This is a genomic window from Methyloceanibacter sp. (assembly GCF_050728395.1).
GTDB lineage: Bacteria > Pseudomonadota > Alphaproteobacteria > Rhizobiales > Methyloligellaceae > Methyloceanibacter.
Map to the genome: position 1 here is coordinate 1 of NZ_JBOHJB010000054.1, position 20,079 is coordinate 20,079.

General features: G+C 64.1%; 19 protein-coding genes. 7 read left to right on the top strand and 12 right to left on the bottom strand.

Annotated elements, in window-relative coordinates; genetic code table 11:
* The 4 genes from ACREC7_RS10780 to ACREC7_RS10795 form a co-directional block, all read left to right on the top strand.
* Positions 1–1,191 (top strand): hypothetical protein (locus ACREC7_RS10780; RefSeq protein WP_431555690.1); only part of this gene is annotated, 1,191 nt, incomplete at its 5' end.
* A 145-nt stretch (positions 1,192–1,336) separates the two neighbouring features.
* Positions 1,337–2,086 carry a hypothetical protein gene (locus tag ACREC7_RS10785; RefSeq protein ID WP_431555691.1) on the top strand — a complete coding sequence of 250 codons (750 nt, stop codon included), beginning with the start codon at positions 1,337–1,339 and terminating at the stop codon, positions 2,084–2,086.
* Positions 2,087–2,725: 639 nt separating this feature from the next.
* Positions 2,726–3,505 carry an ABC transporter ATP-binding protein gene (locus ACREC7_RS10790; RefSeq protein ID WP_431555692.1) on the top strand — a complete coding sequence of 260 codons (780 nt, stop codon included), beginning with the start codon at positions 2,726–2,728 and terminating at the stop codon, positions 3,503–3,505.
* Positions 3,502–4,317 carry an ABC transporter permease gene (locus tag ACREC7_RS10795; RefSeq protein ID WP_431555693.1) on the top strand — a complete coding sequence of 272 codons (816 nt, stop codon included), beginning with the start codon at positions 3,502–3,504 and terminating at the stop codon, positions 4,315–4,317. The genes ACREC7_RS10790 and ACREC7_RS10795 overlap by 4 nt, the downstream gene beginning before the upstream one ends.
* 3 nt (positions 4,318–4,320) lie before the next feature.
* Here the strand turns inward: ACREC7_RS10795 and ACREC7_RS10800 are convergent, their stop codons facing one another.
* The 5 genes from ACREC7_RS10800 to ACREC7_RS10820 form a co-directional block, all read right to left on the bottom strand.
* Entirely contained in the window at positions 4,321–5,070 is a 750-nt protein-coding gene (locus ACREC7_RS10800) for an ABC transporter ATP-binding protein (RefSeq protein ID WP_431555694.1), read from the bottom strand.
* Positions 5,030–5,821: an ABC transporter permease gene (locus tag ACREC7_RS10805; protein ID WP_431555708.1), complete on the bottom strand. Its 792-nt coding sequence runs from the start codon at positions 5,819–5,821 to the stop codon at positions 5,030–5,032. The genes ACREC7_RS10800 and ACREC7_RS10805 overlap by 41 nt, the downstream gene beginning before the upstream one ends.
* A gap of 2 nt (positions 5,822–5,823) precedes the next feature.
* Positions 5,824–6,804, bottom strand: coding sequence for an ABC transporter substrate-binding protein (locus tag ACREC7_RS10810; RefSeq protein ID WP_431555695.1), 981 nt, complete (start codon positions 6,802–6,804; stop codon positions 5,824–5,826).
* A 257-nt stretch (positions 6,805–7,061) separates the two neighbouring features.
* A complete protein-coding gene (locus ACREC7_RS10815; protein ID WP_431555696.1) occupies positions 7,062–7,742 on the bottom strand; it encodes a response regulator transcription factor in 681 nt (226 codons plus the stop codon).
* Positions 7,739–9,337 carry a sensor histidine kinase gene (locus ACREC7_RS10820; RefSeq protein WP_431555697.1) on the bottom strand — a complete coding sequence of 533 codons (1,599 nt, stop codon included), beginning with the start codon at positions 9,335–9,337 and terminating at the stop codon, positions 7,739–7,741. The genes ACREC7_RS10815 and ACREC7_RS10820 overlap by 4 nt, the downstream gene beginning before the upstream one ends.
* Before the next feature lie 330 nt (positions 9,338–9,667).
* Between ACREC7_RS10820 and ACREC7_RS10825 the strand changes: the two genes are divergently transcribed.
* From ACREC7_RS10825 to asnB, 3 genes are all read left to right on the top strand, one after another.
* Positions 9,668–10,546, top strand: a complete 879-nt coding sequence (locus ACREC7_RS10825; protein WP_431555698.1) for a hypothetical protein — start codon at positions 9,668–9,670, stop codon at positions 10,544–10,546.
* A gap of 98 nt (positions 10,547–10,644) precedes the next feature.
* Positions 10,645–11,577: a pyrroloquinoline quinone biosynthesis protein PqqB gene (gene pqqB / locus ACREC7_RS10830; RefSeq protein ID WP_431555699.1), complete on the top strand. Its 933-nt coding sequence runs from the start codon at positions 10,645–10,647 to the stop codon at positions 11,575–11,577.
* Between the two features lie 3 nt (positions 11,578–11,580).
* Positions 11,581–13,503: an asparagine synthase (glutamine-hydrolyzing) gene (asnB, locus tag ACREC7_RS10835; protein ID WP_431555700.1), complete on the top strand. Its 1,923-nt coding sequence runs from the start codon at positions 11,581–11,583 to the stop codon at positions 13,501–13,503.
* An 8-nt stretch (positions 13,504–13,511) separates the two neighbouring features.
* Here the strand turns inward: asnB and ACREC7_RS10840 are convergent, their stop codons facing one another.
* The 7 genes from ACREC7_RS10840 to ACREC7_RS10870 form a co-directional block, all read right to left on the bottom strand.
* Positions 13,512–14,498, bottom strand: coding sequence for a CHAD domain-containing protein (locus tag ACREC7_RS10840; RefSeq protein WP_431555701.1), 987 nt, complete (start codon positions 14,496–14,498; stop codon positions 13,512–13,514).
* A gap of 66 nt (positions 14,499–14,564) precedes the next feature.
* Positions 14,565–15,203, bottom strand: coding sequence for a thiamine phosphate synthase (locus tag ACREC7_RS10845; RefSeq protein ID WP_431555702.1), 639 nt, complete (start codon positions 15,201–15,203; stop codon positions 14,565–14,567).
* Positions 15,200–15,988 (bottom strand): thiazole synthase, encoded by a 789-nt coding sequence (locus ACREC7_RS10850; RefSeq protein WP_431555703.1) that lies wholly within the window; start codon positions 15,986–15,988, stop codon positions 15,200–15,202. Before ACREC7_RS10850 ends, ACREC7_RS10845 begins: the two co-directional genes overlap by 4 nt.
* Positions 15,988–16,185 carry a sulfur carrier protein ThiS gene (gene thiS / locus ACREC7_RS10855; RefSeq protein ID WP_431555704.1) on the bottom strand — a complete coding sequence of 66 codons (198 nt, stop codon included), beginning with the start codon at positions 16,183–16,185 and terminating at the stop codon, positions 15,988–15,990. The genes ACREC7_RS10850 and thiS overlap by 1 nt, the downstream gene beginning before the upstream one ends.
* A complete protein-coding gene (locus ACREC7_RS10860) occupies positions 16,169–17,170 on the bottom strand; it encodes an FAD-dependent oxidoreductase (protein ID WP_431555705.1) in 1,002 nt (333 codons plus the stop codon). The genes thiS and ACREC7_RS10860 overlap by 17 nt, the downstream gene beginning before the upstream one ends.
* A gap of 10 nt (positions 17,171–17,180) precedes the next feature.
* Entirely contained in the window at positions 17,181–18,944 is a 1,764-nt protein-coding gene (ggt, locus tag ACREC7_RS10865; RefSeq protein ID WP_431555706.1) for a gamma-glutamyltransferase, read from the bottom strand.
* 190 nt (positions 18,945–19,134) lie between these two features.
* A partial coding sequence (locus ACREC7_RS10870; RefSeq protein ID WP_431555707.1) for an OB-fold nucleic acid binding domain-containing protein occupies positions 19,135–20,079 on the bottom strand: 945 nt, incomplete at its 5' end.

Here is a 20,079-nt window from a genome sequence, read left to right on the forward strand (position 1 = left end):
GCGGGCACCAGCTGCTCGGTTGGCTTTGTCGAGAATCAGTTCAACGACAATGCCTGCTTGTTCGGCGACATCAACACGCTCCTCTCCTATATGTGGTTGAAGAGCGACAAATACGGCACGATCAACTGGGGTCAGCTCAGCCAGGCGACGGATAACGTGGCCCTGCTTCCTGACCTGTCAGGCACGGTCATCGAATCAAACGCCGTGCTGTTCGACGGCGCCGGCATGAGGGTCCGTGTAAAGGGCGCCAAGAACTCCAACGACTTGGCGAGCGAGTTCGCCTGGGGCGCCGTGCTGACTTGTAATACCAATGGCGGCGGTCTCGGCGCCGACTGCAACGGCTATCCGCAGAACGCCTTCCGCTATGACTCACCGACCTTTGCTGGCTTCAGCATGTCGACGTCATATGGCGAAGACGACATGTGGGATATCGCCGTCAAATACGCTGCTGACTGGAACAGTGTGAAGTTCTCGGCGGCAGCCGGATGGACCCAGCTGACCGACGAAGGCTGCTCGGCACCTGGCATTTTCCATGGTGGCGCGACCTGCTCTAACGTCGCGGTCGTGGGTGGCGGCGGCACGCCGTTCCAGAACTATCGTCAGGACGGCCAGCTGTTCCAGATCGGTGCATCTGCCATGCACGTCCCGTCAGGCCTGTTCGTCTACGGCTTGTACCAGAACGACCAGGAAGAGGGCACGCAATACAAGAGCTTTAACTTCCATACTGGCCGTGTGACGGACTCGGCTGCCAACAATACCGACGTTTGGTTCGTGAAGGCCGGTATCAAGAAGGCCTGGATGCCTGCGGGCGCTACGGTGCTCTTCGGCGAGTGGGGCCAGTATAACGATCAATTCCGTGGCCTTTGCGGCGCACCGCCCAGCAGCCTCAACCAGAACGCGACATTCTGCATCGCCAGCCTTCCGGTTGGTGTGGTGAACAGCGGGCCCTTCAAGGGGCAGGCCATCACCGCGGGTGCGCTCGTGACTGGTTCAGAAGTGCAGCGCTGGGGCATCGGTGTGGTTCAGGAGATCGACTCGGCCGCCATGCACGTGTTCGCTCGGTGGCAGCACCTCGATATCGATCTGGACGCCATCAGCTTTGGCAATCCCGGGATAACGAATGGACGCAGCCTCACCACCAGCTTCGATGGTCTCGACATCTTCCAGATCGGTGGCGTGATCTTCTTCTAAACGAACAAACCACCTTCCAAATTGAGGCCGCCCCTTCGGGCGGCTTCTTTTTTGGCGCTTGTGTGCTTGCTGCCGCTCCTAAACAGGATGACACGGGCAAGCTCGCGGTCTTGAGAGCGCCCGATTGTGCGAGGCAGACAGCGACATGGGGATGTTGAGCAAAGCCAAGCTGGCCCTGCAGAATTATCGGTTCAAGCTATGGCGGCTGCGCCATCCTCAAGCGACATTCAAGGACTATTTCGCCGCGATCGCCAAGGACGACCTGGCGCGTGGCCGCCACCACCCCAGCCTCGGCGAGCACTTGAAATGGGGCGACCGCAGCGAGCTCGGCGGTACGTCGTTCAAGCGCCTTCTGAAATATGGGATCACGCCGCAGGATGCGTTCGTGGACTATGGCTGCGGCACTCTGCGCATGGGAGTTCATGCCATTCGATTTCTGGAGCGAGGCCGCTATTGGGGCTTCGATATCGACCAGGCGCTGCTCGATGAAGGGGCAAGGCTGATCGGTCCCGAGATGGAGAGGAAGGCGCCGAACTTGCGCGTCATCTCCGCTTCCACAGTGCGGGAAGCCGCCGAAGCGAAGCCGGCCTTTCTGTTCTCGCTCAAGGTTTTGATCCACGTTCATCCTGACGAGCTCGATGAGTACTTTGGAAACATTCTGACGATCATCGGCGACTCCGGACGCGCCATCATCACCGGCAAATGGAGTTCGGCCGAACCGTTCCAATTTGCGCGGCAGAGCTGGGCGCACTCTCTGGAACGCCTCAAGGAGACGGTTGCGCGAAAGGGAGGCGAACTTAGCGTGCTCAAGGAGGACGACTCGCCGCGTACCGACATCGTTGCCGAGGCCAAGACGGGGACGTTGGAGGTGCGCGCCGCACGCCGATCGGGGTGAGGGGACTCCAACCAACTTATCCCCGCATGCGAAACCCCCCTTATGCTTGCACCACCTCGTCCACTGAGGGGCGCTCTTCGCGAGGCGTCGTGAGGCGGGATGGGGCGCGGCGCCCTGCGGGTCTGGCTCGCAACCAGGCACTCGGGCGGCGATGGGGCTCCCCCCGGGACCACTAAGGGTCCCCGCCAGGAGTTGGCTGACGACCTGAGGCAAGTTTAGACCTTAGGCGAAAGCGGGGCCCGTCGATTGCCAAATCGCCGCAAATGAGCATGCGCCAACGCTTCTGCTGCAAGCGCATGTGGCGCGCCGAAAGGCGCCTGCGCGTCCGGCAATGGACGCGAACCAAAATGGACTGCGCTTTTCGGCGCGCCGTCCCCTTCGGGGGAAGAGCAAACCCCGGATGCTTCAAACGCATCGCGGCAACGAAGGAGCATGCCTGCATGGTTGAGACGGCGCAGCAAACACCATCCCTCACCTTGACGGGCGTCGTCGGACCTCCCCGCAAGGGGGAGGTATGAAGTAACGCGTGGAGCCGTGACACCGGGCAGGGTTGTGGAAGGCCCAATCCGGGGCTATCTGTGGGGCAAGAAGCCTGGCCCCCCGGCCCCCCGGCCCCCTGGCCCCCCAAGAAAGATCGCCATGCAGAAGGAAACCCCCAAGGGCGAAGCCCGCACTCCGGTTCTGACCGTCAAGAACGTTTCCTACTACTACGGATCGAAGCAGGCCCTCGACGATGTGAGCTTCGAGGTGTTTTCCGGCAAGGTGACGGCGCTGCTCGGCCCGAACGGCGCCGGCAAGACGACGCTGTTCTCGCTGATCACGAGGCTGTTCGACGCTCCCACCGGTCGCATCGAGATCTGCGGCCGCTCGGCGGCAGAGTGGGGCTCAAGGGCGCTCGAGCCGCTTGGCGTCGTGTTCCAGCAGCCAACTCTCGATCTCGACCTCACGGTGAAACAGAATCTGCGCTACTTCGCGAGCTTGCGCGGGCTGAAGCGGAAGGATGCCGATGAGCGCATGGCGCGGGCGCTGGATGCCCTGGACATGAAGGAACGTATCGACGAGCGCGTGCGCGACCTGAATGGAGGGCACCGTCGGCGGGTCGAGATCGCCAGGGGCATATTGCACAGCCCGAAGCTTCTGTTGTTGGACGAGCCGACCATCGGCCTCGACGTACCGACCCGCACCGCCATCGTAAAGCATATCCACGAGCTTGCCCGGGCCGACAATATCGGCGTGCTATGGGCCACGCATCTCTTCGATGAAGTCGAGCCCGACGATGATTTGCTGGTGCTGTCGCGCGGGCGCATCGTGGCGCGGGGCACCGCCAAGGACGTGGTGGCGGAGACCGGGGCTGGCGATCTTGGTGGAGCCTTTAGGCTCCTGATCGGCGGCGATACGGAAGAGGATATCGCGGCATGAAGCCGATGCATTATCTCCGCGCCTTCAACGGCATCGTCTGGCGGGAAATGCTCCGCTTCCTTCAGCAGCGCGAGCGCTTTTTTGCGGCGCTGGTCAGGCCATTGGTCTGGCTCATTATTTTTGCTGCGGGCTTCCGCGCTGCGCTCGGCATCTCGATCATCCCGCCCTACCAGACCTACATCACCTACGACGTCTACATCACGCCAGGCCTGGTCGCGATGATCCAGCTGTTCAATGGCATGCAGACCTCGCTGTCCATGGTGTACGACCGCGAGATGGGCTCCATGCGCGTGCTGTTGACCACGCCGCTGCCGCGCTGGTTCCTGCTCGTGTCGCGACTGTTCGCCGGCGTCACGGTGTCTCTGTTCCAGGTCTACACGTTCCTGCTCGTGGCGTATTTCTTCGGCGTCGAGCTGCCCCCTTGGGGCTACCTTGCGGCGCTCCCGGCGCTGATCCTGACCGGGATGATGTTCGGAGCGCTCGGCATGCTCGTGTCTTCGACCATAAAGCAGCTCGAGAACTTCGCCGGCATCATGAACTTCGTGATCTTCCCCATGTTCTTCGCGTCGTCAGCGCTCTATCCGTTATGGAAAATGCGCGAAGGCAGCCTGTGGCTCTACACCATTTGCATCTACAACCCCTTCACCTATGCCGTCGAGCTGATCCGCTTCGCCTTCTATCTCGAGGTGAACTGGCAGGCGCTCGCCGTGGTGCTCGGCTGCCTGATCGTCTTCGTCGGGCTGTCGGTGTGGGCCTACGACCCGTCCGTCGGCATCCAGCAGCGCAAGGCCGCTGCCGCTGCTGCCGCTTGAGGCTCAGCCGGTGGCGAAATTAGCCGGATGGCGCTTGAGGAGATCGGCGTAGATTTCCTCGACCACGGCCGCGTCTCGCTCGCCTTGCGGCATCGTGATCGGCACGACCGCCACCACATGGGTCGGCCGCGGCGCGAGCAGCACGAGCTGATCGGCGAGCATGATCGCCTCTCTCGGATTGTGGGTGACGAGGATCGCCGTCGTCGGGCGCGCCGACCAAACCTCCAGCAGTAGGTGCCGCAGGCGGTCGGCGGTGCGCTCATCGAGGGAGACGAAGGGCTCGTCGAGCAGCAACAGGTCTGGCCGCGGCGCGAAGGCGCGGGCCAAGGCCACGCGGCGCGCAAGGCCAAGCGACAGCTCTTGCGGGTAGCGCGGCAGCATGTCGGCGATGCCGACCGCCGAGGCGAGACGATCGAGCTCGGCGTTCGACATGTCCTCGGCGACGAGCTGGATGTTCTGCCGCACCGTACGCCAGGGAAGCAGTCGTGGTTCCTGAAACATGACGCCGATGCGCGCGTTGTCGGGCACGTGCACCTTGCCAGTGAAGCGATCGTCGAGGCCGGCGACGATCCGCAACAGCGTGGTCTTGCCGCAACCCGACGGGCCCATCAGCACCGTCATGCTTTGCGGCTGCACCTCGAGCACCAGGTCGCGGATGGCGGGGATCCGCGTCCCGTCCGCCCCGACATGGGTCTTGTCCTCGATGCGGATCTCAAACCGGCTTGTTGCGCCAGCGGGTCGTACGTCGTTCAAGGGGCTGCACCAGCAAATATTCGATTGCGAGCATGACGGTGACGAAGGCGACGGTATAGCCAAGGATGGCCGTCACGTTGAAAAGCTGGAAGTTTAGATGGAGCTCGAAGCCTACGCCATTCGGGCGTCCAAGCAGCTCCACCACCAAAACAATCTTCCAGATCAATGAGATACCTGAGCGGGAGGCGGCGGCGAAATAGGGCTGAAGCTGCGGCAGGGTGACGTTGCGAAGCTTGCTCCAGTACGACAGGCGGTAGGCGCGCGCCATCTCGTCGAGCCCTGGGTCGAGTGCTCTTGCGCCCTCGCGCATGGTGACGATGGCGTTCGGGATCTTGTTCAAGGCGACGGCGCCTATTGCCGCGGCCTCGTTCAGCCCGAACCAGACATAGGCGAGGATGATGATGACGAGCGCGGGCAGGTTCAGAAGCACGATCAACCAGGGATCGAGCGCCCGGTTGAGCGCCGGCGACTCGCCCATGGCGAGACCGATGACGCTGCCAATGGCCATCGCCACCACGAAGGACGCCGTCACCCGCCATAGCGTGATGCCGAGCTCGGCCAGCAGATCGCCGTGCATCGCCTCGTCGACGACATAGCTCAGCACCTCAACCGGGCCGGGCAGCATCCGGCTCTGCGCGATCTCGGTGGCGATGAACCACACGAGCAAAAAGCCCGCGACCGAGAGCACGGAAACGATCGGCCCGCGAAGGCCGCGGAGCCCGGACCAGGTGTCGGGAGGGGCTGCGCTCACGCTCAAGACTTGCCGCCTTTCCAGAAGGTGCCGGGGGCAAGTTCGGCGCCAGGCCCCACGAGCTTCTCCCCGCCAAGCTCGCGCAAGAATTGATAGAGAACCTTGGCATCCGACTCGTTCTCGACGGTCGACCGCTCGGGGATGCCCTCGCGGTAGCGCCGCCGGAGAGCCTCGAAGGTCGTCTGGTCCTCCGCCCGCATCAGGGGGCGGATGGCATCCCACGCTTCATTGGAGGTGGCGAGCAGCTCGTCGGCCTTGGCCGCCGCGCGCAAGAAGCCGTCAACGGCCTTCAGGTTCTCGTTGGCCCAACTCTCGCTGAACACATAGCCGACCATGGCCACTTCGCCTTTGGCGCCGAGCTCGCTCACCACGTCCTCGATGCCGATCAACTGCTTGAAGCCAGCCGCCTCGAGCCTTGCGGCATAGGGCCAGAAATTGAGCACCGCGTCGATCTCGCCTTGCTTCGCCTTTTCGGCAAGGAGGGGGGGCGCCCCGAACACCTGCGTGGTGTCGGTCCTGAGATCGAGATTGGCGGTGCGGAGCGCATAGGCCACGATCAACAGCCAGCTCTTGTCGAGAGGGCCGCCGGCAACACCGAGCTTCTTACCCTTGAGGTCCGTGAGAGTTTTGATCGGCGAATTGGGGGGGACCATGATGGCGCCGAGCGCCGTGGTAAAGGGCGAGAAAGTGAAGTCGGCGCCGCCGCTCCGCTCCCGCGACACCCATAGCCAATCGGTGGCGATGATATCGACCGAGCCGCCTTGCAGGCCCACAGCGGTCGCCTCGGAGCTCGCCAGCGGCACGACGTCGAGCTCGATGCCCTCGGCCTTGTCCAGACCGTTCTTCTGGATGGTGTCGAGAACCCAGCTCACCGTCCCGAACTTCAGGACGCCGACGGTGACCTTGGTCGCCGCCTGGACCGGTTCGCCGAAACCGAACGCTGCAATGGTGGCAATCAGGAATGCTAACAGAGCTGGATGCAACGGGCGCTCCTTCCGCGTTGTTTTTTTTTCAGTCCAAAATCGCCGGGATTCGCCACGAGATGAGCGGGCAGCTCCAATGCCACGGCGCGCGGCAGAGGCTGCTTGTGACTCGCGTAAGCGAGGCCCGGAAAGGGTATGGCGCGTGACCGCGAGAGTGGCGGGGCATACTCTACCCATCCAGCCGAACTAAGCAAGATTTGCCTGGCAAGATTGCCACTCTTCCGCGTGTGTTTTGCCAAGCCGTGCGCGCCTCGCGTTTATGCCGAAGCCCTGAGGCGATAGCCGTGGCCGCGCACCGTTTCCAGCAACGGCTCGCGGCCGGGGGTGTCGATCTTGCGGCGGAGTCTGGCGATGTAGACGTCCACGACGTTGGTAAGCGGGTCTTCGCTGTAGCCCCAGACCTGATTGAGGATGCGCGTGCGCGAGAACACCCGCCCTGGCGCGCCCATCAACAGCTCGAGGATGGCGAGCTCCTTGGCGGTGAGCTTGATCTCCTCGCCGCCGCGCTTGACTTCGAGCAGATCGCGATCGAGCACGAGATCGGAGACCTGCAACACATTCGATCTCGGAGCGAAATTGCGCGAGCGGCGAACGAGCGCCTCGATGCGGGCCAGCAGCTCGTCGAAATCGAAGGGCTTGGCGAGATAATCGTCGGCGCCGACGCGCAAGCCTTTGATCTTGTCCTCGAGCGTGTCCATGGCGGTCAGCATCAGGATCGGCGTGTGGTCGCCCTCCAGGCGCAAGCGCTGGCAGACGTCATAGCCGTGCATGTCGGGCAACATCAAATCGAGCACGATCACGTCGAATTCACCGGTCTTGGCGAGATCGACCCCCTCAGATCCGGAGGAGGCAACGGTGACGCCGTGATTTTCGGCGCGCAGCCCGCGATCGATGAAGTCGGAGACCCGCGGTTCGTCTTCGACCAGAAGAACGTTCACGCCGTAGCCTCAGCGGGAGAGGCCGGCAGCGCGACCGTGACCGTGGTCCCTTCGCCCAAGCGGCTGTTCATTTCGATCCTTCCCTTGTGGGCCTCGACGATGGCCTTGGCCACCGGCAGGCCCAAGCCCAAGCCCTCTTCGTTGTGCTCGGTGGCGTTGCCGCCGCGGCGAAACCGCTCAAAAATTCCTTCCAGCTCCTCCGGCGCGATGCCGATGCCGCGATCTGTGACGCTGACCCGCACCTCGCCGCCAGTGCTTGCTATATCGACTTTCACCTCGCCTTTGGAATTCGAATAGCGGACAGCGTTATCCAAGAGAACCATGAAAAGTTGCCGGAGCCTTGCCGGATCGCCATGCACATGCTCCTGTGCCGATCCGTTGGCGTAGCTAATGTCGACCGCCTTCGGATGGGCGATGACCTTGGCGTCGCCGCACACCTTCTCAAGCAAATTGCCAAGGTCGATGCTCTGTAGGTTGAGGCGGGCGGCGCCGGCCCCTTGGCGGGCGATGAACAGAAGGTCGTTCACCAGCAGGGAGAGGTGCTTGGCCTGCTCGACGATGCGCGAGATCGAGTTCTTATACTCGGCGACCGGCTTGTTCCTGCCGCGGAGCGCGATCTCGCCCTCGCCGCGAATGACGGTGAGCGGTGTGCGCAGCTCGTGGCTGATATCGGCGAAGAAGGCGCGCCGGGTCTCGTCCACCTTGCGCAAGGACTGGTTCGCGTGACGCAGCTCCTCGGTGCGTTCAGCCACCTGCGCCTCAAGATTGGCATGGGCACTTTGCAGCGCCTTCTGGTGCGATTGGAGGTCGTCGGCCATGCGATTGAAGCTTTGGCCGAGATCGGCGAACTCATCGCGCCCTGGGATGGCGATGCGATGTGAGAGATCGCCCTCGGCAAGCGCGCGCGTGCCGCGCAACAGCTCGGCGAGCGGGGCGCGGAGCCGCCGTAGAAGCAGCATCACCAAGGCGAGCGTGACCAGGATGGCAAGGATCGCATGAATCTGACTGATCCGCTCCAACTGGCTCAACAGCCGCGCGGCATCGGCATCGATCCTCACGACCTCGGCGGTCTCGTCGGCGACCGCGACCTCGATAAGCTCGTTCAGCTTCTTGTCGATGCCGCCCTTGAGCAAAGCGAGCAGCGTCGACCAGGCGACATCGGGGCGCCCGCGGCTGCGCAATTGCTCCACCTCGCCGAGCTGATCGAGCGTGTGCTGAAATTCGCTCTTGATGGCATTGAGCCGGTCGAGCTCGGCAGTTTCCATCCTGCGTTCGTCCGGACCGACCATGGCAAGCTCGGTCTGGGTGAGCCTATCCAGCTCGGCGAGATCGGACTCGATGACCTGGTGCAGGAAAGCGGCTCCGAGGGGGCGGTCGCTGATGCCGGTCAGAAGCGTGTCGGTCCAAGCCTTGAACAGCTGCTGGCTATGCCGGGAAAGCTGCAACTGACGCTCCAACTCCTGGTGGGCGATGCGCGAGCGGCTGAGGTAGCTGTGCGACTGGCTCACCCCCCAATAGGCGAGGCCCGCGGCGGAGAGCGACAAGGCCAGCAGCAGGCCGGCGGTGATCAGGAGCTTGGTCTGGTAGCGCATCATAAATCTCGGGGTTTCTGTGGCGGATGAGCAACAGAACGCGGCTGAGCTTCATGGGGAGACGAGTGCGCGCTTTGTGGGCACCGGCCCCATGGTCAGCCCCCACGTTATACTGGGGTTTTGTCTGCTCCCTAAGGGCGTCTTTCAGCCCACATGCTCGGCGTTTCACCTTGGTTTCATGTGTCTTTCATCTTCTTGCCAGGAGTGGCGCCAAGCTTGGCAATCATTGTTGCCACGCCCAGGCGCGGGGCTTTTGCTAGGTTCGAGGCTTAGGGCGTAAGTCCGAATCCTAAGCAAGGCTATCTTGGGGGGCTGCACTTGCGAAAGAAACCGATGCTACAGCGAAAGCTGGAGCACCTGGCCTGCACCGTGGCGGTTTCCGCCATTGCGGCGGCGGGGCTAACACTGGCCGGCACCAAGCCGGTCTTGGCTGAGTTCGAAATCCAAGAAGCCGGGATCGAGAAGGGCGAGGTCGAGCTCGAATATCGCGGCGCCTATCATTGGGGCGTACCGAGAGCGACTGATGAGAACGAGAATGCCAACGATCTCGTTCAGAGCAACGAGATCGAACTTCAGATGGGGATCAGCGATTGGTGGATGATATCGGTCACTAGCGGCTTCGACAAACCGCTAGGCGGTGATTTGCAGGCAACTGCTGTCGAGGTCGAGACTCAGTTCGGCCTGGTTAAGCGCGAAGGCAGCGGTCTCGGCTTGGCGTTCCAGATGGGCTATGAGAAGGCCATCAACAATCACAAGCACCTCGACGATGCCGAAGCCAACCAGTTTGGGTTCGGTCCCATCGTTGAGCTTGCGACCGGCAAGTTCTTGTTGACCTTGAATCCCTTATTCACACGGCAGCTCGGCACCTACGCGAATCAGGAAGGGCTCGGCTTCGAATATGGCTGGCGCGGCGAATACGATTTCACCAAGCGCTGGGGTGTTGGCGTCGAAATGTTCGGCGAGATCGAGGATTTGGCCAATGCTGGCTCATTCAACGATCAGGTGCATAGCATCGGCCCAACTCTGTTCTACAATCTTGGTGGCAACAATGACGAAGCCAAAGGCGGCGATGACGACGAGGGTGGCGGCGGTGATACCAAGGTCAGCGGCCCGGCCGAGATGGCGCTCTCCATGAATGTTGGCCTCCAGTTCGGTTTGACTGACGCAACCTCCGACACCGCGCTGAAATTCCAGGGCTCGCTCTCCTTCTGAATTCACTGACTTGACACAAAAGGAGGCAGTCCCGCTTCCGCGGGAGCGCCACTTTTGGCTTGACGGAGGGGATGTCCGGCGGCCATCAAGCGCCCATCATGCTGATCAAAGTGCTCGGGTCTGCGGCAGGCGGCGGTCTTCCGCAGTGGAATTGCAACGGGCGAAATTCGGCCGGCGTACGCAAGGGCGTGGCCGGGCTCAAGGCCCGCACCCAGGCCTCGGTGGCGGTGAGCGCCAACGGCCGCGATTGGGTGCTGCTCAACGCGAGCCCCGATTTGCGGCAGCAGATCAACGAGACGCCGGAGCTGCAGCCCGACACCGGCAAGGGCGCGCGCAACAGCCCGATCGAGGCCGTCCTGCTCACCAACGGCGATGTTGACGCGATCGCGGGCCTGCTGACGCTGCGCGAGGCGCAAGCCTTCACCGTCTATGGCAGCAAGCGCGTGTTGGACGTGCTCGCCGCGAACAGCATCTTCGACGTGCTCGATGCCTCGCTCGTGGCGAGGAAGCCCATGACGCTCGGCCGGCCCTTCGCGGTCGAAGGCCCGGAAGGCCCGGTCGGGATCGAGATCGAAGCCTTCCCCGTGCCTGGCAAGGTCGCGCTGTACCTTGAGGACGAGAAGGCCGGCGCACGTCTCGGCACGCAGGAAGGCGACACCGTCGGCCTGAAAGTCACCGAGGCGGGGTCGGACCGCCATTTCTTTTTCGTGCCTGGTTGCGCCAAGCTCGATGCGGCGACCAGCGCCAAGCTCAGAGGCGCGCCGCTTCTGCTGTTCGACGGCACGCTCTACACCAACGATGAGATGATCGCGCAAGGCCTGATGAACAAGACCGGTGAGCGCATCGGGCATATGAACATGTCGGGCTCGGGCGGCACGATCGCCGCCTTCGCCGATCTCGAGGTCAAGCGTAAGATATTCATCCACATCAACAATTCCAACCCGGTGCTATGCGAGGATTCGCCCGAGCGGGAAGCGGTTGAGGCGTCCGGGTGGGAAGTCGCCTATGATGGGATGACGATAAGGATCTAGCCCATGTGCGGCATCGCGGGGTTCTTGGACCTTGAGCGCCGCTCCGGCTCCCAAGAGCTGGAGGCGCTCGGCCGTGCCATGGCAGCGACGCTCACTCATCGCGGCCCCGATGCGCATGGCCTGTGGGCCGACGCCGAGGCCGGCGTGGTGCTCGGCCACACAAGGCTTTCCATCGTCGATCTGTCGCCGGCCGGCGCCCAGCCGATGGTGTCGGGCTGCGGCGCCTGCGTCCTCTCCTACAATGGCGAGATCTACAATGCCGGCGATCTCCGCCCGGAGATCGAGGCGCGTGGACGGCGCTTCAGGGGGCACTCCGACACCGAGGTGCTGGTCGAGGCCATCGCCGAATGGGGCGTGCGGCCGACGGTCGAGCGTCTCATCGGCATGTTCGCCTTTGCGCTGTGGGATCGGCGGGACCGGACGCTGAGCTTGGTCCGCGACCGCCTCGGCATCAAGCCGCTCTATTACGGACGGCAAAATGGGCGCCTCGCCTTCGCCTCGGAGCTGAAGGCCCTCGAGGTGCTTCCCAATTGGCGCCCCGGGCTTAACCGCGACGCGCTCGCGGCCTATTTGCGGCTCGGTTACGTGCCGTCGCCTCATTCGATCTATCGCGGCATTGACAAGCTCGCGCCGGGCCATATCGCCACCATCGACGCCCACGGCAAAATCGAGGCCTCGGCCTTCTGGAGCGTCGAGCAGGCGGCCGAGCGCGGAAAGAGCGCGCCTTTCAATGTCAGCGACCGCGAGGCGACCGACACGCTCGAGATGCTGCTTGGCGATGCGGTGGGCCGGAGGCTCGTCGCCGACGTGCCGCTCGGCGCCTTTCTCTCCGGCGGCATCGACTCCTCCACCGTTGCGGCGATGATGCGGATGCGGAGCAATGCTTCGGTGCGCACCTATTCGATCGGCTTCAAAGAAGAGGGCTTCGACGAAGCCCCGCATGCGCGCGCGGTTGCCGCTCATCTCGGCACCGAGCATACCGAGCTCTATGTCAGCCCGGTCGAGGCACAGGACGTCATTCCCGATCTTCCCTCGATCTATGACGAGCCGTTCGCCGATTCGTCGCAAGTGCCGACTTATCTCCTGTCGAAGCTTACCCGCGAGCATGTCACCGTGGCGCTGTCCGGCGACGGCGGCGACGAGCTGTTCGCCGGTTACACGCGGCATCGCTTTGCCAGGCTTGCGAGCAATATGCCGGCGCCGGTGGGCCGGGCCTTGGCCTGCGGCTTAAGCGTAGCGGGGCCGGCGCTGTGGGAGCGTGTGTTCAGCGTGCTGCCGGCGGAGCGGCGTCCGCGGCTCGCCGCCGACAAGATGCACAAGGCCGCGAGGCTGTTCGGTGCAAGTGACGAAAGCGGATATCTGAGTCTCGTCAGCGCCTGGGACGATCCGCAAGCGCTCGTGAATGGCGGAGTTGAGCCGAAGGGTCCGATCTTCGACGCTGCGATCGCCCGCGCGCTCCCCGATCCGCTCGACCGCATGCAATATCTCGACACCATCACCTATCTTCCCGACGACCTTCTCACCAAGGTCGATCGCGCCAGCATGGCGGTGGCGCTCGAAGTGCGCGTGCCCATCCTCGACCATCGCATCGTGGAATTCTCCTGGCGGCTGCCGACCCGCTTCAAGATACGTGGAGGCCGAGGCAAGTGGCTGTTGCGCCAGGTGCTCTATCGCCATGTGCCAAGGAAACTTTTGCAGCGGCCGAAGTCAGGCTTCGCCATACCGCTCGGGACGTGGCTCAGGGGACCGCTGCGGCCCTGGGCCGAGGAGCTTCTGTCTGAGACGCGGCTTGCCGAAGGCGGCCTGCTCAATCCCGCTCCGATCAGGGCGCGTTGGGCCGAACACCTCGAAGGCACGCGCAATTGGCACACCGCGCTGTGGACGGTGCTGATGTTCCAGGCCTGGCGGCAGCCTCGCGGGATCTGACAGGCTCGCTAGCCCGACCCACGGCGACCGGCAGCTCCAAACTCACCGAAGGCGACGACATTACTCGTGCGCGCGACAGGCTCAGACTTCGCTGTCCGATGCGCAGCGGCAAGCCAATAGGCTTCGATGCGCTCGGCGAAGGGCTGCGATCGCTCGGCGAACAATCTCTCGCCAAGCATCTTGGCGTCGCGCCGCAGCGCCCTTTGCCGGCTGCGGCATTGCTTAAGGAAGGAAGCGGTGACATCCGGGCTCGCAAACGACATTGTGGGCGCCGAGATGAGATGTTGCAGCATGGCGATATCATGGTCGTCGCCGAGGATCGACGACAGGCTCCGCGAGAGCTCGACCCGCGCCGAAAGCTCGGACGGCCAGCAGGGGGTGAGCAACTGCATATGGCGCCAATGATGCTGCAACGTCTTGCGCCACTCGTGAAAATCCTCGGCCCTGCCGCTGGCAAAGGCTCTGGCCAAGGCTTTGCGTCCGCCGCGATAGGACTGGCGGAGGCCGTTGGCGACCGATTGAAACCCGTCCGGATAAACCGCGAGCCCGGCCATGGCTGGCCTGATGCTGGTGAGCCCCAAGATGGCGTCCGACGCCGTGCTGCCTTCCAAACTGCGGGCGGCGGACTGCCGGCGCTCGCGCAGCCAGTTGCGCAAGGCCGGGACTGGAGTTCCCTCGGTATCGCCCTCGGCGTCGCCAAAGAGCTTGTTGATGGCATCGAGCAAAGCGTGGGCATCGCGGGCCGGGGCAAGCCCCTTGGCGATGGTGCGCAGGCGCTCGACAAGGCTTGCATAGACCGGGTCGGGCAGACCAGGCCTGATCAGCACCATGAGAGAGCGCAATCTTTTCAGGCACTTGCGGGCGTCGTGGACGCCTTTGTGCCGGTCAGGCGGCACGGCGAGTGCAGCGCAGGCGGAATCGATCTCGGAACAGGCGACGTGCCGCACTGCCTCGCTCATCGGCGCGGCCGGATCAAGACTGAAGCCCGAACCCATCCAACCCTCTCCGCCCGAAGGCGCACCCAGCGATGTTCCAGAAGAGCCCCCCTTCGGTCAAGGGGGTCAGGATTGTGGACAGGCTGTGGATAAATGCCTCCACGGGGCGGTGGCGGCGATCCAGTCGCGCGTTCGCTGCTCGGGATCGTCGCTCATGACGATGTCGGTGACAACCGCCGCCGATGACGCACCGGCGGCAAGCACCTCCGGCGCACGCTCAAGGGTAATGCCGCCGATGGCGACCAGAGGACAGGCGATTTTCGACCGCCATTCTTGTATGCGGCCAAGACCCTGCGGCCTCCAGGGCATCATTTTGAGCTTGGTCGGATAGATCGGGCCAAGGGCCACATAGTCTGGGTCGGCGGCAAGGGCATTGTCGAGTTCGTCCACGCTATGGGTGCTGACGCCGAGCTTGATGCCGGCTTCCCTGATCGTGCCGAGGTCGGCGCCGGCAAGGTCTCCTTGGCCGAGATGCACGAAGTTCGCGCCGAGACTGATCGCTTCGCGCCAATAGTCGTTGACCACGAGCTGACAGCCATGCGCCGAAGCAACTTTCAGCGCCTGCGCGATCTCGGTCTTGATTGCGTGTGGCGGCATGTCCTTGACACGAAGCTGGATGAACTTGGCCCCCTCGCTCGCGATGCGGGCGACCCAGGCTGCGTCGGGAAGGACCGGATAAAACGGATCGAGCAGACGCGCGCTCAAGAGACGCGATCGATCTTGAAGAACGGCGTGCCGGCAACCGGCGTCGACGGCGACGCCATATCGCGTGGCTCGATGAGACCTGCCTCGAAGCCTAGGCGCCCCGCCTCGATCGCGCGGGCAAAGGCCGCCGCCATCTTCACCGGGTCGGCAGCCTTGGCGACCGCAGTGTTCAACAGCACGGCGTCGTAACCGAGCTCCATCGCCTCCGCCGCTTGCGACGGCGCGCCGATGCCGGCATCGATGATCAGGGTCGTGTCGGGGAAGTAAGCGCGCAGCGTCTTCAGCCCGTCGCGATTGATCAGCCCGCGTGCCGAGCCGATCGGCGAAGCCCAGGGCATCAGCACGCGGCAACCTGCGCCGACCAGCCGCTCGGCAGCGCTCAAATCTTCGGTGGTGTAGGGCAGAACCTGAAAGCCCTCGGCCACGAGGATGGCGGCAGCCTCCACGAGTCCGAACAGCTCTGGCTGCAGCGTGTCGTCATTGGCGATGACCTCGAGCTTGACCCATGGCGTGTCGAACAGCTCGCGCGCCATCTCTGCCGTGGCGACCGCTTCCTTGGCGGTGTGGCAGCCCGCGGTATTCGGCAGCACGCGCACGCCGAGCTCTTCGATCAGCTCCCAGAAGCCTTGGCCTGCGCGCATCCGCGCCGACTCGCGGCGGAGCGAGACCGTGACGATCTCGGCGGACGACGCTTCGACCGCTTCCTTCAGCGTCGCGGGGGAGGGGTATTGCGCCGTTCCGAGCAGCAGCCGGGACGTAAAACGCTCGCCATAAATCTCGAACATCAGCCGCCCTGCCTCGGCGCCACGATCTCGACCTCGTCCTGCGGCACGAGCGGCGTCAGCCCGCGCTTGGCCGAAGCAACGAAGCTGCCGTTCACCGCGGTCGCCACCTTCGCGTGGGTGAAGCCGAGGCTGGCGCACAGCTCGGCAAGGTCGCGCGCATCGGTGGCGACGGGCTCACCATTAACGAGAATCTGCAACGAACACCTCCGGATCGGTGGCGCCGGTCTCGATGAACTCGGCCGCGAGCTCGGCCAAAACCGGCGCGAGCAAGAAGCCGTGACGGTAAAGACCGTTCACATAGATATAGCGCCGCTCGACCATAATCCTAGGCCGATTGTCGGGAAAGGCCGGCCTGGCGCCGGCGCCTTGCAGCACGATTTCGGCCTCGGCGAAGGCCGGATCGAGCGCGTAAGCCGCAGAGAGAAGGTCAAGCGCCGAGCGTACGCTGATGGGGCCGGTCTCCTCGCTCTCGATCACGGTGGCGCCGATCATGTAGACACCGTCGCCCCAGGGAACGACGTAGAGAGGAAAACGTGGATGCAAGAGCCGCACCGGGCGCGACAGGTTCACTTCGCGGCTTTTCACCACGATCCGCTCACCACGCACGCCGCGCAAATTCGGCAGCCTGTCCTTGGCGGCAAGCCCGCGGCAATCGATGATGAGATCGGCATCGGCGGGGACTTCTCCCTCACCAAAGCGGACGTCAGCGCCTGCGGCTTGCGCTTGCTCGAGCAGGAAATGCAGAGCTGGCTCAGGCGATAGGTGCCCTTCCTCGGCGTAATAGAGGGCGCCGGCAAAACGATCGATCAGCGCAGGCTCGGCCGCGGCGAGCTCTTCCGGTGACAACCGCCGGTGGCCCTCCGTCAGGCGTGCGAAGCGGTCGAGCTCGGCGCGGTCGCGTTTGAGCGCCACGACAAGCGTGCCGTTGGCGACAGCGCCAGGATATGTCGCAAGCCAAAGCGCGAGGCCGCGGCGGCCAAGCTCGCGCACGATCAGCTCAGCGGTCTCCTTCTCGCAATTCGGCGCCAGCATGGCGCCGGCATAGAGACTGCAGCCATGGGCGAAGGGAACCGGTGAGCGCTCGCACAGCGTCACCTTGTGGCCGCGGCGCGCCAGCGTGAGCGCCTGCCAAAGGCCAACCACGCCGGCGCCGCGGATGGCGATGTTTTTGGTTTTGGCCATGGTGAAAGAATCAATCGCCCCGGGCCACGCCCTCGCGGCGTGGGTCGGCGCCGCCTTCGAACCCGTCAGGCGTGACGGCGATGATGGCGAGCCCGCTGGTGAAGGGGAAGCGCTCGACCTCATGACCGAGCTTGACCATGCCGTCGGCGAGCGAATCCCACTCTTGCCCAGGCTCGAGGAGAAAGGCGCCGCCGGTCGAGCCGAAATTGGCGAGCGCGGTCGCTTCTTGCGGGTCGAGATGCCAGTCGAGCAGGGCGATGACGGCCTTCAGGTTGAACAGAATGATGCCGGGCCCTCCCGGCGAGCCGAGCAGGAAGCGAGGTTTCCGTCCGTCAGGCCCCTCGGCGAAAATGATGGTGGGGTCCATCGAGCTTCGCGGGCGCTTGCCCGGCTCAACGCGGTTCGCCACAGGACGACCCTCGTCATCGATGGGCGTAAGGGAGAAATCGGTGAGCTCATTGTTGAGCAGGAAGCCGCGCACCATCAGATGCGAGCCGAATGCCTGCTCGATGGAGGTGGTCATGGACACGGCGTTGCCGTCGTCATCGACGATGGAAATGTGGCTGGTGCCGACATTCTCCAAGGTCGCGTCGCGACCATAGGCGCCTTGGCGAGTATTGGGCGGCGTGCCGGCGGTCACCTTCCCAAGCGCACGGGTTGGGTCGATGAGGGCGCGGCGCTGATCCAGGTAGGATTTGTCGAGCAGACCAGCGACCGGGGCAGGCACGAAATCCGGATCGGCGAGGTAGCGCGCGCGGTCGGCGAAGGCGAGGCGCTCAGCCTCGACGATGCGATGCACGGGCTCGACCGCCATCGGATCTTTGCCGAGATCGAAGGGCTCGATCAGCGCCAGCACCTGGCCGACGGTCACGGCGCCGGAAGAGGGCGGCGCCGCGCCACACACATCGAAGCTGCGATAGAGCACGCAAACTGGCTCGCGCAGCTTGGCGCGATAGCTCGCAAGGTCTTTGGTGGTGAGTGAGCCAGGCCCACGCGGATCGTTTTCTACCGTAGCTGCGATATCGCGGGCGATGGCGCCTTCATAGAACGCCGAAGGTCCGTCTCTGGCGATCGCCTCGAAGGTCGAGGCGAGCGCCGGGTTGGCGAGCTTGTAACCTTGAGGCCTGGGGCGCCCGGCGGGGTCGAAGAAATACGCGCGGGCCGCGGGCGGGAAGCTCGCTGGGTCGGACCCCTTGAGAAGCCCGGCGAGGCGAGGCGATACGGAAAAGCCGTCTCGAGCAAGCTTGATGGAAGGAGCGAACAGCTCTGCCCAGGGCAGCTTGCCGTATTTGTCATGGGCGAGCTTGAGCGCGGCGAGCACGCCGGGAACCCCAACCGATCGCCCGCTTTCGGCGGCTTGCTTGAAGGGTAACGGCTTGCCGGCCGCATCGAGGAACAGCTCAGGGGTCGCCGCTTCAGGCGCCGTCTCGCGGCCGTCGATGTTCAGCAAGGTTTTGGTGGCTTGATCCCAGGTCAGGAGAAACGCACCGCCGCCGAGTCCAGAGGATTGCGGCTCGACCACATTGAGCACCATCTGGGTGGCAATGGCGGCATCGACGGCGCTGCCGCCTCTGCGCAACATCGCAAGTCCTGCTTCTGCGGCAAGCGGGTTCGCCGCCACCACCATGTGTCGTTTGGCCTTGGCGAGCGTCTTCGGGGTGAAGCCGCTTGGGCCTTCCGGACGCTCATAGGCGTGAGAGCTCCTGCCCGCGCTGAAGGCGAGGGCAAGGGCCAGCAAAACGGCAAGCAAAATACGCGGAGCTATATGCATCATGCGGCGCAGCATAGCTGGTTTGGCTGAAGGTACTACCCCGCTCCCCCCTTGAGGGGGAGCACGATCGTCGAAGACGATCGGAGGGGGGTGAATAGAGTCGCGTTATTTGAACCCCCCCTCCCTATCCCTCCCCCTCAAGGGGGGAGGGGAGAGCGAGTGGCTAGCGTGCTCCTCACAGGGGAGGTGGCGGCTAATGGAAATCGCGGGATTTGGGGATGACGCGCTCGGCGCGGGGGTGGCGGCGCGGGTGCCAGCGGGGATGAGAGTTCTCGCGCGCCGCAAGCGGGCGCTCGACGTGATCGGCAGGCGCCAGCGGAAACGGCGTCTGCCCCTCGTCGGGAGACTGGCGCCAGGAGCCTGGGTCGGGGCGCTTCACCTCGTCGGCATTGGCGACCGGTACGCTCATGCTGTCGCCGTCCTCATCGAGCAGACGGAGCCAATCGCTGCGATCCTCCAGCCGCTCGGCCACGACATGGATGATATCCTCGTGGCGCTGGATGCGGCCATGCACCACCACGAGCCGTGCGCCCATCACCACCTTCCGCATCTGCTCCAGCACCTTCGGCCAGATCACCGAATTGGCGACTCCGGTCTCGTCCTCGATGGTCATGAACACCACGCCCGCGGCGGAGCCGGGACGCTGGCGCACCAGCACCACGCCCGCGACGCTCACACGTGCGCCGTTGTGCGTGCGCTTCAGATCGGCGCAGGAAAGAATGTTTTCGCGCATGATGTGAGCACGGAGAAAGCTCATGGGGTGGGCTTTGAGGGACAGGCGCAAGGTGCGGTAGTCGTTCACCACATGCTCGGAGAGCGGCATGACGGGAAGCGTGACTTCCGGCTCGGCGCCTGCCTCGGCGGCGTGCGCATGATCGAACAGCGGCAGCGGCAGTTCCTTGGGCAGGCCGCGCACCTCCCACAGCGCCTGGCGGCGATCGTGACCGAGCGAGTGGAACGCATCAGCCGCGGCGAGGCGCTCAAGCGTGGCACGGCCGACCCCGCTCCGCCGCCACAGATCGCGCACGTCGCGGAAGAGACCCGCAGCGTTTCCGCTTGCTCCATACCTCCCCCTTGTGGGGAGGTCGGCGCGCGTCGGCGCGCCGGGTGGGGGGATTTCTTCGACGCTGGGGTACTC

Bases quoted from the DNA above. Each gene is read 5' to 3' on its own strand.
- ACREC7_RS10840 (WP_431555701.1), bottom strand. From the start codon at position 14,498: ATGGGTTCGGGCTTCAGTCTTGATCCGGCCGCGCCGATGAGCGAGGCA.
- ACREC7_RS10785 (WP_431555691.1), top strand. From the start codon at position 1,337: ATGGGGATGTTGAGCAAAGCCAAGCTGGCCCTGCAGAATTATCGGTTC.
- ggt (WP_431555706.1), bottom strand. From the start codon at position 18,944: ATGATGCATATAGCTCCGCGTATTTTGCTTGCCGTTTTGCTGGCCCTT.
- ACREC7_RS10790 (WP_431555692.1), top strand. From the start codon at position 2,726: ATGCAGAAGGAAACCCCCAAGGGCGAAGCCCGCACTCCGGTTCTGACC.
- ACREC7_RS10860 (WP_431555705.1), bottom strand. From the start codon at position 17,170: ATGGCCAAAACCAAAAACATCGCCATCCGCGGCGCCGGCGTGGTTGGC.
- ACREC7_RS10850 (WP_431555703.1), bottom strand. From the start codon at position 15,988: ATGTTCGAGATTTATGGCGAGCGTTTTACGTCCCGGCTGCTGCTCGGA.
- ACREC7_RS10820 (WP_431555697.1), bottom strand. From the start codon at position 9,337: ATGATGCGCTACCAGACCAAGCTCCTGATCACCGCCGGCCTGCTGCTG.
- ACREC7_RS10795 (WP_431555693.1), top strand. From the start codon at position 3,502: ATGAAGCCGATGCATTATCTCCGCGCCTTCAACGGCATCGTCTGGCGG.
- ACREC7_RS10825 (WP_431555698.1), top strand. From the start codon at position 9,668: ATGCTACAGCGAAAGCTGGAGCACCTGGCCTGCACCGTGGCGGTTTCC.
- pqqB (WP_431555699.1), top strand. From the start codon at position 10,645: ATGCTGATCAAAGTGCTCGGGTCTGCGGCAGGCGGCGGTCTTCCGCAG.
- asnB (WP_431555700.1), top strand. From the start codon at position 11,581: ATGTGCGGCATCGCGGGGTTCTTGGACCTTGAGCGCCGCTCCGGCTCC.